This is a genomic window from Mesorhizobium sp. M6A.T.Cr.TU.017.01.1.1 (assembly GCF_004023115.1).
Lineage (GTDB): Bacteria > Pseudomonadota > Alphaproteobacteria > Rhizobiales > Rhizobiaceae > Mesorhizobium > Mesorhizobium mediterraneum.
Window position 1 is genome coordinate 1 of sequence record NZ_RZTA01000074.1, and the last position, 13,105, is coordinate 13,105.

Sequence of the window (13,105 nt, forward strand, 5' to 3'; positions counted from 1 at the left end):
CATCTCAGCGCCAGAAATCGCATCGCCATCGTCGGCGGCGGCTTCATCGGTCTTGAACTCGCCGCAGCGGCGCGCAGGTTGGGAGCCGCGGTCACCGTCATCGAGGCGCAACCGCGCATCCTGATGCGCGGCGTGCCGGCCGAGATCGCCAAAGTCATCCACGAGGCGCATGAAGCCGAAGGCGTGAAAATCCTGTGCGGCGACGGCATCGCCGCGATCGCCGACGATGGCGCCGAGGTGCGCATCGCGCTTGCCGGCGGACTGGACATCGTCGCCGATCTCGCCGTGATCGGCATCGGCGCAGTGCCGGTGATCGGGCTCGCCGCGGAAGCCGGGCTGACGATCGACAACGGCATAGCAGTCGATGCCGGGCTTCGCACTGGCGATCCGGCCATCTTCGCCGCCGGCGATTGCTGCTCGTTTCCGCTTGCCGTCTATGGCGGCCGGCGCGTGCGACTGGAAGCTTGGCGCAACGCGCAGGAGCAGGGCGCGCTTGCGGCCAGGAACATGCTTGGCGCCGGCGAAAGCCACGCGGCGGTGCCATGGTTCTGGTCGGATCAATACGGCCTGACCTTGCAGATATCCGGCCTGTCGGACGAGGGCCGCAGCACTGTGCGCCGCGACCTCGACGATGGCGCCTTCATCCTGTTCCACCTCGCCGAGGACGGCAGGCTCGTTGCGGCGAGCGGCATCGGCCCGGGCAACACGGTCGCCCGCGACATCAGGCTGGCCGAGATGCTGATCGCGAAAAGGGCCAAGCCGGCGCCGGAAGCGCTCGGCTCGCAGACGGTCAAGCTGAAGTCTCTGCTGGCGGCGTGAGCCGTGGCGCCGATTGCCTAAAGCCGGCGCCGCCCCTCATCTGCCTGCCGGCATCTTCTCCCCGTATAGTGACCCACTGTCGCTTAGGATTTCGCCAATCGCCAGCGCCGCAGAACGGGCGTTGCAGCCGATGCCAGCGTTCTTTCTCCCCCGTCACTATACGGGGAGAAATGCCGGCAGGGCAAGGAGGGCAGCGCAAACGCCCGAAAGGGGCGACTTCGATCCGGCTGAAAATCCGAATCTCAACACGTTCTAAAACAGCGCCTTCAGCTCCGGCAATTTGTCGTTGACCAGCCAGCCATAGTAATTTTCCTCGGGCAGCTTCTCCGGTTCGCCCGCGGCACGGCGCTTGTCGTTCTCGGCCTTCAGCGCATAGGCGCGCTGTTCCGGATTGCCGACATTGTAGAGCGTCGATGTGATCCCGGGGTTGTCCGATATGTCGAAGCCGGCAATGTTCTGGTAGGCATCGATCGATTTCCGGATCGTCGCCGCGACATAAGACAAGGTGAGGTCCGGATCCATGATGGTCTTGTAGACCCCGTTCGGATCGCCGACGTCGAGCTTCGGCAGGCCGGAAACCTGGTGCACGAGATCGCTCATCTGCAACGCCGTCAGCGGATTGAGTTGCCCAAGACCGAAGGTCTGGCCGGCATAATAGGGCTGGAAGAAAGTGGCGCCGAAGCGGTCATTGGGAAAGCTTGTCCCCCCGACATTCTTGCCGCGAAAGGACTGGTTCCACACCTGCTCGCGGCACGCCCACAGCGCGTAACTGTCCGATTCGCCGGCGCATTTGGCAAATTGCGGCCGTTGCACGAAATCGGTGATGTCCTCGCCTTCATAGGCGAAGGACAGCTTGCTCGACAGATAGGAGATCGCCTTGACGTAGTAGGTCTGCAGCCGGTCGTAGGCGTCGACATTGTAGGTGTGCTCGCCGACGATGGCGCCGACGATGTGCATCGGATCGATGCCATAGGTCGCCGCCGCTTGGCTGATCTTGCCGCGAAGATCGGCGTCGTTCTGCAGCAGCGCATAGACCTTGCGGTATTTTGCCTGGAAAGTGGTGTTGGTGGCCTGGGTGCGCCGGCTCGAGGCGCCCGGTATGTTGGGCTGCTCGGCATGACTGTTGCCCGGCGGCACCATCGTCGCCGCTTGCGCAGCGAACATGGCTGTCGCCAGCGTCAGCCCGAGAATGACGAGGATCAGTTTTTTCATGCGCCGCCGCCTGTAATAGTCGCCGGGCAAACTAGGTAAAGCCCCAGGTCGAGTCGAGAGCCCTTCGACAACTGAGACAAAAGGTGGCCAGATGCTTCCATTTGGCCACACACTGCGGAATGTCCGGAAATCGCCCGTCGCCCGGGCACCGGGCTTGGCCGGCGCCGTCTTACAGGATGAAACGCGACAAATCCGTGTTTCTGGACAGGTCGCCGACATGCTTTTGCACATAGGCGGCGTCGATGGTCACCGACGTGCCGTGGCGATCCGGCGCGTCATAGGAGATCTCGTCCAGCACCCGCTCCATCACCGTCTGCAGCCGCCTGGCGCCGATGTTCTCGACGCTGGCGTTGAGATCGACGGCAATGCCGGCCAGCGAATCGATGGCGTCGTCGGTGAAGACGAGGTCGACGCCCTCGGTCTTCATCAGCGCGATATACTGCTTGATCAGGCTGGCCTCGGTCTCAGTCAGGATGCGGACGAAATCGTCCTTCTCCAGCGCCCGCAGCTCGACGCGGATCGGCAGACGGCCCTGCAGTTCCGGCAGCAGGTCGGACGGCTTGGCGACGTGGAACGCACCCGATGCGATGAACAGGATGTGGTCCGTCTTCACCGGTCCGTATTTGGTCGCGACCGTTGTGCCTTCGACAAGCGGCAGCAGGTCGCGCTGCACGCCTTCGCGGGAAACACCGGCGCCCATGCCGCCCTCGCGCGAGGCGATCTTGTCGATCTCGTCGAGGAAGACGATGCCGTCGTTTTCGGTCGATTCGAGCGCTCTGCGCACCACCTCATCCTGGTCGAGCAGCTTGTCGGACTCGTCGCCGACCAGCAGCGTGTAGGATTCCTTCACCGTCGTCTTGCGCGTCTTGGTCTTCTGGCCGCCCATCGCTTTCGACAGCATGTCGTTGATGTTCAACACGCCGATATTGGCGCCCGGCATGCCGGGGATCTCGAAGCCGGGCATGCCGCCCGTGCCGGTGTCGGCCACTTCGATCTCGATCTCCTTGTCGTCGAGCTCGCCGTCGCGCAGCTTCTTGCGGAAACTGTCGCGCGTGGCCGGGCTCGCCGTCTTGCCGACGAGCGCTTCCAGCACGCGTTCCTCGGCATTGATATGGGCGCGCGCCTTGACATCCTCGCGCATCTTCTCGCGCACCAGCCCGATGGCGATCTCGACCAGGTCGCGAATGATCTGCTCGACGTCGCGGCCGACATAGCCGACCTCGGTGAACTTGGTCGCCTCGACCTTGACGAACGGCGCACCGGCAAGGCGTGCCAGGCGGCGCGAGATCTCGGTCTTGCCGACGCCGGTCGGGCCGATCATCAGGATGTTCTTGGGCATCACCTCTTCACGCATCTGGCCTTCGAGCTGCTGGCGGCGCCAGCGGTTGCGCAAGGCGATGGCCACGGCGCGCTTGGCGTCCTTCTGGCCGATGATGAAGCGATCGAGTTCCGAAACGATTTCGCGGGGCGAGAATGTGCTCATATCACTAAATTCCACTTTGCCACTGCCGGATGGACTCGAACGGATGCAGCAGCATGATCACGTTGAGTGTCAGATTGTCCCTGATGATGTAGCCGACACCGAATTCGAAGATGAGAGCGAGGGTCACGATCACCCATATAGGAAGCCTCCGCGCCATCACAAATCCCACCACCATCGCCAGCGTGTCTGCCACCGAATTGATGATGCTGTCGCCATAGTAATCCAGGGAAATTGTGCCGGCGCGATAGCGCTCGATGATCAAAGGGCTGTTCTCGAGAAGTTCCCAACCGCCCTCTATGACGACCGCAAATGCCAGCCTGAGCCCGATCGGCGAGCGCGGGAACAGAGCCCACGCCAGCGCGTAGAACAGGAAGCCATGGATGATGTGCGAGAATGTGTACCAGTCGGAAATATGCTGGGAATTCTCCGAGCTCTGCACGATGCCGTGCCATAGCTTGACATAGCCGCATGTGCAGATTGGCGTTCGGCCCATGCCGTAAAGGGCTCCGGCCTGGAATATGATCAGGCCGAGGACGAGCAGAAGTCCCATCCGCCAGCTGTCTTCGTAGGCCGAGACGGATTTGTCGGCGCCGGTTGTGCTCATGCTGTTACTGCCCCTCTTCGGCGTCGCCCACTTCGACATCAATCGCCATCAGCAAAACGTCGCCATATTCCGATTGCCTTCGATCGATAGCTCTGAAACCGGCCTTTTCATAGGCGCGGATGGCTCGTCCGTTGGCCGGATCCGGGTCGATGATGACACGCGCGCCCCTTCCTCGAACAGCTGTTCCACGAACTGCCGCACAATTGCCGAGCCGTGGCCGTGTCCGACAAGCTCAGGCCTGCCGATCGACAGATCGATGCCGAGCGTGCCGAACGGCTGGTCGCTATAGGGATGGCCGTCCTCCAGATGCGGGTCGTAGCTCTGCATGTAGCCGATCGGCTCGCCGTCGAGCTCGATGATCAGCGGTTCGACGGAAATCGAGTCGATATGCTCGCGGATCTGCGCGATCTCCGTCTCGGGATCATCCCACCACTCGGCGACATGCGGCTCGGCCAACCATGCCGCGATCATCGGCAAGTCCGCCTCGGTCACCGGCCGAAAATCATATCTATTCTCTTGTTTGGCCATGATTTCCGCCGAAAACCGGTTTCCACTTTTCGGGATCATGGCACGGCCTGCTCAGCCGGCATCGAGTGTTTCGATGACGAAATTGTTGTTGGTGTAGACGCAAATGTCGGATGCGATCTGCATCGCCTTGCGGGCGATCTCCTCGGCATCCTTGTCGCTGTCCATCAGCGCGCGCGCCGCGGCCAGCGCGTAGTTGCCGCCCGAACCGATCGCCATGACGCCATGTTCGGGCTCGAGCACATCGCCGGTGCCGGTCAGCGCCAGCGAGACCGACTTGTCGGCGACCAGCATCATCGCTTCCAGCCGGCGCAGATAGCGGTCGGTGCGCCAGTCCTTGGCGAGCTCGACGCAGGCCCGCGTCAATTGCTCCGGATATTGTTCGAGCTTGGCCTCGAGCCGCTCCAGAAGGGTGAAGGCGTCAGCGGTGGCGCCGGCGAAACCGGCAATGACATTGCCGCTTTTGCCAATGCGGCGCACCTTCTTGGCGTTGCCCTTCATGATGGTCTGGCCGAGACTGACCTGGCCATCGCCGGCGATGACCACCTTGCCGCCCTTGCGCACCGTCACGATGGTCGTGGCGTGCATGGTCAGTTTATCAGACATTTTCTGCTCCGATCAGCACCGATCCCGAAGGCAATTGGCGCGTTACGAGTGACTTGATCGGCCATATGTATGCATAGGCCCGATGATTGCAAACCGGTCATCTGCCAGGCTCGATATCCCCTGGCATGGCAACTGGCAATCGCCGGATCATGCTGCTAGAAGGCTCTCGTTTTCAAGCACGTGGGCGCTTGGAACGTCTGAACTCTGGACAAGGATGAGGTCATGCCGCCCCGTTCCGCCAACGCAAGCCGCAAGACTGGGGAAACCGACATCTCCGTATCGGTCCAGGTCGACGGCTCGGGAAAATCCGATATTTCGACGGGCGTCGGCTTCTTCGACCACATGCTGGACCAGCTTTCGCGCCATTCACTGATCGACATGACGGTCAAGGCCAAGGGCGATCTGCACATAGACGACCACCACACGGTCGAGGACACCGGCATCGCGCTCGGCCAGGCGCTGGCCCAGGCGCTGGGCGAGCGGCGCGGCATCATGCGCTATGCCTCGATCGATCTCGCCATGGACGAGACGCTGACACGCGCCGCGATTGACGTCTCCGGTCGTCCTTTCCTTGTCTGGAACGTTGCGTTCTCGTCACCGAAGATCGGCACGTTCGACACCGAACTGGTGCGCGAATTCTTCCAGGCCCTGGCGCAGAATGCCGGCATCACGCTGCATGTCACCAATCACTATGGCGCCAACAATCACCACATCGCCGAGACCTGCTTCAAAGCAGTGGCCCGCGCGCTGCGCGCAGCACTTGAAAGCGACCCGCGCCAGCCGGACGCGGTTCCTTCCACCAAGGGATCTCTGAAGGGATAGGCCATGGCCATCTATGTCGTGATGGAACCGCCGGGCCGCGGCGAAAAGCCTGATATGACGGCCTTTGTCCGTGATGGTTTTTCCTGGCTCGGCTTCCTCGTGCCGCCGCTGTGGCTGCTCTGGCACCGGTTGTGGATCGAGGCAGCCCTGGCCTTTGTCGCCATGGCTCTCCTTTCGATGCTTGCTGAAGGATTGAGCCTGGGGCTGGCAGGTCCGCTGCTGTCGCTGCTTGTATCGCTCTATGTCGGGCTGGAAGGGCAGGCCTTGCGGATTGCCGCACTGCGCCGCCGTGGCTGGCATGAATGGGGCGTCGTCGAGGCCGACAGGCTCGATGATGCCGATACGCGCTATGTGCTGGAAGCCGAAGCGCATTCGGATGAGCAAGCGCCCGCGCAACGCATCGTTCCCGACGCTGTCCATGCCCGGCCAGCACATATGGGCATAGCGCTAGGGCTGAACCACACGCCGGGAAGACCCTGACATGCGGGTCGCGATCATCGACTACGGCTCGGGCAATTTGCGCTCGGCCACCAAAGCCTTCGAGCGCGCCGCGCACGAAGCCGGCATCGCCGCCGCCATCGACCTGACCGCCGATGCCGAGCGTGTCAGAACCGCCGACCGCGTTGTCCTGCCCGGCGTCGGCGCCTACGCCGATTGCGCGGCCGGGCTGCGCGCTGTGGCCGGCATGTGGGAAGCGGTCGAGGAGGTCGCGATCGTCAAGGGGCGGCCGTTCCTCGGCATCTGCGTCGGCATGCAGCTGATGTCGGAGCGGGGGTTGGAGAAGACTGTTACAAAAGGCTTTGGCTGGATCGCCGGCGATGTCAAGGAGATCGCCCCGGCCGATCCTGCGCTGAAAATCCCGCAGATCGGCTGGAACACCATCGAGCTCACGCACAAGCATCCGCTGTTTTCCGGCATTCCGACCGGCGCCAAGGGACTGCACGCCTATTTCGTTCATTCCTATCATCTTGACGCCAGGAAAGCGGACGACGTGCTGGCGATTGCCGACTATGGTGGTCCGGTGACGGCTACGGTCGCCCGCGACAATCTCGCCGGCACGCAGTTCCATCCCGAAAAGAGCCAGGCGCTTGGCCTGGCGCTGATCACCAATTTCCTGAGCTGGAGGCCCTAGGATGAGCAAGAAAGGCTACTGGATGGCGATGGTCGATGTCCGCGATCCTGAGGTCTACAAGCAATATATCGAGGCGAACGCCGCGGCTTTTGCGAAATATGGTGCGAAGTTTCCCGTGCGGGCCGGGCGTCACGCGAACCCGGAAGGGCCGACAGGCAACCGCCATGTCCTGGTGGAGTTCGAGTCCTACGACAGGGCGATAGAATGCTACGAGTCACCTGAATACCGGGCGGCTTTGAAGTACAGGCTTGCCGCCTCGACCGGTCACTTCGTCATTGTCGAAGGCGCTTGAACGGTGATCCTGTTCCCGGCCATCGACCTCAAGGACGGCAAGTGCGTGCGCCTGAAGCACGGCGACATGGCGACCGCGACGATCTACAATGACGACCCGGCCGCGCAGGCCAGAGCCTTCGAGCAACAGGGCTTTGAATGGCTGCATGTGGTCGACCTCAACGGCGCCTTCAAGGGCCAGAGCGTCAACGGCGCGGCGGTCGGCGCCATCCTCAAGGCGACGAGAAACCCGGTGCAGCTTGGCGGCGGCATCCGCACCCTGGCGCAGGCCGAGGACTGGCTCGATCGCGGGCTGGCCCGCATCATTCTCGGCACGGTGGCCGTGCGCGATCCCGATCTGGTCAGGCAGGCCTGCAAGGCATTCCCCGGCAGGATCGCCGTCGGCATCGACGCCAAGGGCGGTAAGGTGGCGGTCGAGGGCTGGGCAGAGGCCTCGAGCCTCGGCGTCATCGAACTGGCGAAGAAATTCGAGGGCGCCGGCGTTGCCGCCATCATCTACACCGATATCGATCGCGACGGCGTGCTGACCGGCATCAACTGGGACGCCACCATCGATCTCGCCGAAGCGGTTTCGATCCCGGTCATCGCCTCTGGAGGTCTGGCCTCGATTGCCGACATCGTGCGCATGACCATGCCCGATGCGCAAAAACTCGAAGGCGCCATCTCGGGCCGCGCGCTTTATGACGGGCGTATCGATCCGGCCGAGGCACTGGCGATCCTGGCGGCAGCACCGGAGAAGGCGAGGGCGCGATGAAACTCTCGATCATCCTCGCACCCTATGACAGCGGCCTTTACCATGCCGGCTGTGGCCAGGGCCCCGACGCCATCATTGCCGGCGGCCTCGTCGATGAACTTGCTTTCCGCGGCCACGATGTCGTCGTCGAGGACATCGGCGAGGTCGGCGATGCCCAGAGACGCGAAATCGCGACGGGCTTCGCGGTTTGCCGGGCAGTCGCCACCAAGGTCGATCTGGCGCGCGACGATGAGCGTTTTCCCATCGTGCTCGCCGGAAATTGCCTGACCGCCGCCGGTGCGGTGGCCGGCAACGCCGCGGATTCGATCATCTGGGTCGATCAGCATGGCGATCTCAACACGCCCGAGACGTCCGCCTACGGCTTCCTCGACGGCATGGCGCTGGCGACGACGCTGGGGCTCTGCTGGCGTCCGATGACATCAGCGATTCCCCGCTTCCAGGCGATAGATCCATCGCGGTGCATGCTGGTCGATGCACGCGACCTCGATCCCGATGAAAAGCGCCTGCTGGACACATTGCCTGTCATTCGCACCCAATGCGCCGATGCGCTCGACAATGTCGGAAAGCTGAAGGCGGCCGGCGCGGTTCGGGCACATCTGCATCTGGATTTGGACGTTCACGATCCGGATGTGCTGCAAGTGAACCGCTATGCGCAGCCGGGAGGCCCAAACCCGGATCAACTGCGGCAACTCGTTTGCGGACTGGCCAGGTCGATCCCGATTGTCGGCGTCACCCTGTCTGCCTACGACCCGGCATTTGACGCCAAGGGCGAGGTTCCGCCTGTCGTCGGGCAATTGCTTGGCGATTTTCTTGCCGCGCTTGAGAGGATTTGATGCTGAAAGCCCGCGTCATCCCCTGTCTCGATGTCAAGAACGGCCGCGTCGTCAAGGGCGTCAACTTCGTCGACCTGGTCGATGCCGGCGATCCGGTCGAGGCGGCAAAGGCCTATGACGCCGCCGGCGCCGACGAGCTCTGTTTCCTCGACATCACCGCCTCGTCCGACAATCGCGAGACGATCTTCGATATCGTCGCCCGCACGGCCGAACAATGCTTCATGCCGCTGACCGTCGGCGGCGGCGTGCGCCAGGTCGCCGACATAAGAAGGCTGCTTTTGGCCGGCGCCGACAAGGTGTCGATCAACACGGCGGCGGTGAAGAATCCCGATTTCGTCGCCGAGGCGGCCGACAAGTTCGGCAACCAGTGCATCGTCGTCGCCATCGACGCCAAGAAAGTATCGGGTGAAGACGAGGCCGACCGCTGGGAGATTTTCACCCATGGCGGCCGCGAGAAGACCGGCATCGACGCAGTCGAATTTGCTCGGCAGATGGTCGATCGCGGCGCCGGCGAGATCCTGCTCACGTCGATGGACCGCGACGGCACCAAGGCCGGCTACGACATTGCGCTCACCCGCGCGGTAGCCGACGCCGTGCGTGCGCCGGTCATCGCCTCCGGCGGCGTCGGCACGCTTGATCACATGGTCGAGGGCATTCGCGATGGCCATGCCGGTGCGGTGCTGGCGGCATCGATCTTCCATTTTGGCACGTACAGCATCGCCGAAGCCAAGGCGCATATGGCCCGCGCCGGGCTGCCGATGCGACTGGACTCAACGGCTGATCGGCTCTAAGCATGACCGCCAGCGGGAACCGGTTTTCGGGAAAGATCATGCTTAAACAAGCAGATAGATGGCGCCATGGCTGAGTTTTCGCTCTCCGATCTGGAGATAATCATCAGGGAACGCGCGCATTCCGGCGATGCGGATTCATGGACGGCAAAACTGTTCGCGCGCGGCATCGACAAGGCGGCGCAGAAGTTCGGCGAAGAGGCGGTCGAAACAGTGATCGCGGCCGTTGGCGGTGACAGACAAGCGCTCGTTTCGGAAAGCGCCGATCTCATCTATCATTGGCTCGTCGTTCTAGGCGTCGCCGGCGTTCCGCTTGCCGATATCCTGACCGAACTCGAGCGCCGCACCAGTCGTTCGGGCATCGCCGAAAAGGCGTCTCGGCAGGACCGGGGCTGATCGCTGCGGAGGGTAGGAAACTCGATGGACCAGCTCGCCCCCACCGAGAAATATTCGCCCTTTCGTTTTTTCTCGGCGGAGCAATGGTCGCAGTTCCGTGCCGACACGCCGATGACGCTCGGCGCGGACGAGATCCGTCGTCTGCGCTCACTCAACGACCCGGTCGACCTCGAAGAGGTCAAGCGCATCTATCTTTCGCTGTCGCGGCTTTTGTCGGCCCATGTCGAGGCGAGCCAGCTGCTGTTCAGGCAGCGCCAGGCCTTCTTCAACGCGGTGGATATCGTCAAAACGCCGTTCATCATCGGCATTGCCGGCTCTGTCGCGGTCGGCAAATCGACCACGGCGCGCGTGCTCAAGGAATTGCTGGCGCGCTGGCCCTCGAGCCCCAAAGTCGATCTGATCACCACCGACGGCTTCCTGCTTCCCAACGAAATCCTGCGCCGCAACAACCTGATGGAACGCAAGGGCTTTCCCGACAGCTATGACGTCGGCGCCCTGCTGCGTTTCCTGTCGGGCATCAAATCGGCGCAGCGCAATGTCCGCGCGCCTGTTTATTCGCACCTGACTTACGACGTCATTCCCGGTGAGTTCCAGACCATCGACCGGCCGGACATATTGATCTTCGAAGGCATCAACGTGCTTCAGCCCGGCAAGCTGCCGAAGGACGGCAAGATCGTGCCTTTCCTGTCGGATTTCTTCGATTTCGCCATCTATATCGATGCCGAAGAGGAGCTGATCCATCACTGGTACATCGCCCGCTTCATGCGGCTGCGCGAGACCGCCTTCCGCAACCCGGACTCCTTCTTCCACCGCTATTCGCAACTTTCGCAAGCAGCGGCCCGCGCCATCGCCGAAGGCTTGTGGGCCAACATCAACCTGAAGAATTTGCGCGAGAACATCCTGCCGACGCGAGCCCGCGCCGATCTCATCCTGCGCAAGGGCGCCAATCATCTGGTCGAGGAAGTGGCGCTCAGGAAGCTGTGAAATTCCGAGCCATTCCTTAAAGTCATCTTAACCCAGCCTTTCTATTGTCGAGCCTGATCTGCGGGCTCCGGCAAACAATGAACGCGCCATTCCTTCATATTGATCGACCGGCAGCTGACCGCGTCGCACATCCGGGGAGCGGGACCGCCACGATTGCGCTGATCGTGCCGGTGCACAATGAGGAAGGCGCGATCGCGCCATTTCTGAAGGCTGTATGCGAAAGCATCGATCCGCTGCAGGAACATGGCGTTACCTTCGATCTCATCTTCGTCAATGACGGCAGCAGCGATGCGACGCTCGAACGGCTGATCGAAGCCCGGCAAGCCGATCCGCGTATTCGGGTGATCGACCTTTCACGCAATTTCGGCAAGGAGGCCGCGATGACCGCCGGTCTCGACAGCTGCGATGCCGATGCCGCAATTCCCATCGATGTCGACCTGCAGGACCCGCCGCATGTCATTCCGCTGCTTGTCGAAAAATGGCGCGAGGGTTTCGAGGTCGTTCTGGCCAAGCGAGCCAATCGGTCGAGCGACAGTTTTCTAAAGCAGCGCTCCGCCTCGACGTTTTACCGCGTTCACAACTGGATCGCGCAGCAGAAGATCCCGCACGATGTCGGCGACTTCAGGTTGATCGATCGTCAGGTCATCGAAGCGCTGCGCTCCTTGCCCGAACGCCGTCGTTTCATGAAGGGCCTGTTCGCCTGGGTGGGCTTCCGCACTGCGACCGTCGAATATGTCCGCGATCGGCGCATCGCCGGCCAGTCGAAATTCTCCGGCTGGAGGCTGTGGAACTTCGCGCTCGAAGGTATCACCAGCTTCTCCACCGCGCCGCTTGAAATCTGGACCTATGTCGGCGCGACGATCTCGGCATTGTCGTTTCTCTACGGCCTGCTGATCGTCGCCAAGACGATGATCTTTGGCGCGGACGTGCCAGGCTACGCTTCGCTGCTGGTCAGTGTTCTTTTCCTTGGCGGCATCCAGTTGCTCGGCATCGGCATCATCGGACAGTACCTCGGCAGGGTCTACGCCGAGATCAAGCAGCGTCCGATCTACATCGTGCGTCGCAAATATGAGGGGATGAACTGATGGAGCTCGACGCCTACCGACAGATGGCCGCCACCGAAGACGAGCATTGGTGGTTCTGTGGGCGGCGTGCCATCGCGGAGGCGGTCATTCGCCACCTCGACCTGCCCGCAAAGGCGCGCATCGTCGAGATCGGCGCCGGCACCGGTGGCAACATCCAGATGCTGGAGCAGTTCGGCGCGGTGACGGCGGTGGAAATGAGCGATCTCGCGCGCGAGATCGCCGGGGAAAAGACCGGCCGCGACTTTCTTGCTGGCCATCTGCCGGACAATATTCCTGTCGCGCCGCAAAGTTGTGACCTCATCTGCCTGTTCGACGTGCTGGAGCATGTCGCGGAGGACGAAGCATCGCTGGCCGCAATCCGCCAAATGCTGAAACCAGGTGGCCGCGTCATCCTTACGGTGCCTGCACATCAATGGCTGTGGAGCACCCACGACGTGGGGCTGCATCACATGCGGCGCTATTCCCGCAATCTGCTGCGTGAGCGCATTGAAAAGGCCGGCTTCACGATCGACCGGCTGAGCTACACCAATGCCGCGCTGTTTCCCGCAGCTGTGTTGGCACGATTGCTGGACAGGCTGCGCCGACCGGCCAGGCCAGCGGGCCACGCGACGCCGCCGAAGCCGGTCAATGCGGCGATGAAGGCTGTGTTTTCGGCGGAGGGCCGTATCGTGCCAAACGCAAGCCTGCCGTTTGGTGTCTCGCTGCTGGCCGTGTTTCGTAGGGATGGCGCCGTCGACACCGGCCGCCTCGACGAGAAACTGGCGGCCTGAC

General features: G+C 62.5%; 16 protein-coding genes and 1 pseudogene. 12 read left to right on the plus strand and 5 right to left on the minus strand.

Going from position 1 to position 13,105, the window contains the following annotated elements; genetic code table 11:
* The coding region (locus EOB36_RS21785; RefSeq protein ID WP_128285665.1) for an FAD-dependent oxidoreductase at positions 1-819 on the plus strand (819 nt) is incomplete at its 5' end.
* Positions 820-1,071: 252 nt separating this feature from the next.
* Here EOB36_RS21785 and EOB36_RS21790 read toward each other — a convergent pair.
* From EOB36_RS21790 to hslV, 5 genes and pseudogenes are all read right to left on the minus strand, one after another.
* Positions 1,072-2,031 carry a DUF1402 family protein gene (locus EOB36_RS21790; protein ID WP_095484492.1) on the minus strand — a complete coding sequence of 320 codons (960 nt, stop codon included), beginning with the start codon at positions 2,029-2,031 and terminating at the stop codon, positions 1,072-1,074.
* A 169-nt stretch (positions 2,032-2,200) separates the two neighbouring features.
* A complete protein-coding gene (hslU, locus tag EOB36_RS21795) occupies positions 2,201-3,514 on the minus strand; it encodes an ATP-dependent protease ATPase subunit HslU (RefSeq protein WP_095484491.1) in 1,314 nt (437 codons plus the stop codon).
* A 4-nt stretch (positions 3,515-3,518) separates the two neighbouring features.
* Entirely contained in the window at positions 3,519-4,118 is a 600-nt protein-coding gene (locus EOB36_RS21800; RefSeq protein WP_095485062.1) for a DUF2585 domain-containing protein, read from the minus strand.
* A 4-nt stretch (positions 4,119-4,122) separates the two neighbouring features.
* Positions 4,123-4,646, minus strand: a pseudogene (locus EOB36_RS21805) (GNAT family N-acetyltransferase).
* A 51-nt stretch (positions 4,647-4,697) separates the two neighbouring features.
* Positions 4,698-5,249 (minus strand): ATP-dependent protease subunit HslV, encoded by a 552-nt coding sequence (gene hslV / locus EOB36_RS21810; protein WP_095484490.1) that lies wholly within the window; start codon positions 5,247-5,249, stop codon positions 4,698-4,700.
* Positions 5,250-5,471: 222 nt separating this feature from the next.
* Between hslV and hisB the strand changes: the two genes are divergently transcribed.
* From hisB to EOB36_RS21865, 11 genes are all read left to right on the plus strand, one after another.
* Positions 5,472-6,071: an imidazoleglycerol-phosphate dehydratase HisB gene (gene hisB, locus EOB36_RS21815; protein ID WP_095484489.1), complete on the plus strand. Its 600-nt coding sequence runs from the start codon at positions 5,472-5,474 to the stop codon at positions 6,069-6,071.
* A gap of 3 nt (positions 6,072-6,074) precedes the next feature.
* The gene (locus EOB36_RS21820) at positions 6,075-6,551 is read left to right on the plus strand and encodes a DUF2628 domain-containing protein (RefSeq protein ID WP_095484488.1); all 477 of its coding nucleotides are present in this window, start codon (positions 6,075-6,077) and stop codon (positions 6,549-6,551) included.
* 1 nt (position 6,552) lies between these two features.
* The gene (hisH, locus tag EOB36_RS21825; protein WP_095484487.1) at positions 6,553-7,203 is read left to right on the plus strand and encodes an imidazole glycerol phosphate synthase subunit HisH; all 651 of its coding nucleotides are present in this window, start codon (positions 6,553-6,555) and stop codon (positions 7,201-7,203) included.
* Between the two features lies 1 nt (position 7,204).
* Positions 7,205-7,495 carry a DUF1330 domain-containing protein gene (locus tag EOB36_RS21830; protein WP_095484486.1) on the plus strand — a complete coding sequence of 97 codons (291 nt, stop codon included), beginning with the start codon at positions 7,205-7,207 and terminating at the stop codon, positions 7,493-7,495.
* 3 nt (positions 7,496-7,498) lie between these two features.
* On the plus strand, positions 7,499-8,248 hold the full coding sequence (gene hisA / locus EOB36_RS21835) for a 1-(5-phosphoribosyl)-5-[(5-phosphoribosylamino)methylideneamino]imidazole-4-carboxamide isomerase (protein WP_095484485.1): 750 nt from the start codon (positions 7,499-7,501) through the stop codon (positions 8,246-8,248).
* The gene (locus tag EOB36_RS21840; RefSeq protein ID WP_095484484.1) at positions 8,245-9,081 is read left to right on the plus strand and encodes an arginase family protein; all 837 of its coding nucleotides are present in this window, start codon (positions 8,245-8,247) and stop codon (positions 9,079-9,081) included. The genes hisA and EOB36_RS21840 overlap by 4 nt, the downstream gene beginning before the upstream one ends.
* Entirely contained in the window at positions 9,078-9,872 is a 795-nt protein-coding gene (gene hisF / locus EOB36_RS21845; RefSeq protein ID WP_164759251.1) for an imidazole glycerol phosphate synthase subunit HisF, read from the plus strand. Before EOB36_RS21840 ends, hisF begins: the two co-directional genes overlap by 4 nt.
* Positions 9,873-9,938: 66 nt before the next feature.
* A complete protein-coding gene (locus EOB36_RS21850) occupies positions 9,939-10,265 on the plus strand; it encodes a phosphoribosyl-ATP diphosphatase (protein WP_095484482.1) in 327 nt (108 codons plus the stop codon).
* A gap of 24 nt (positions 10,266-10,289) precedes the next feature.
* Positions 10,290-11,249: a type I pantothenate kinase gene (gene coaA, locus EOB36_RS21855; protein ID WP_095484481.1), complete on the plus strand. Its 960-nt coding sequence runs from the start codon at positions 10,290-10,292 to the stop codon at positions 11,247-11,249.
* A 77-nt stretch (positions 11,250-11,326) separates the two neighbouring features.
* Positions 11,327-12,334, plus strand: a complete 1,008-nt coding sequence (locus EOB36_RS21860; protein ID WP_095484480.1) for a glycosyltransferase family 2 protein — start codon at positions 11,327-11,329, stop codon at positions 12,332-12,334.
* A complete protein-coding gene (locus EOB36_RS21865; RefSeq protein WP_095484479.1) occupies positions 12,334-13,104 on the plus strand; it encodes a class I SAM-dependent methyltransferase in 771 nt (256 codons plus the stop codon). The genes EOB36_RS21860 and EOB36_RS21865 overlap by 1 nt, the downstream gene beginning before the upstream one ends.
* Position 13,105: the final 1 nt, after the last annotated feature.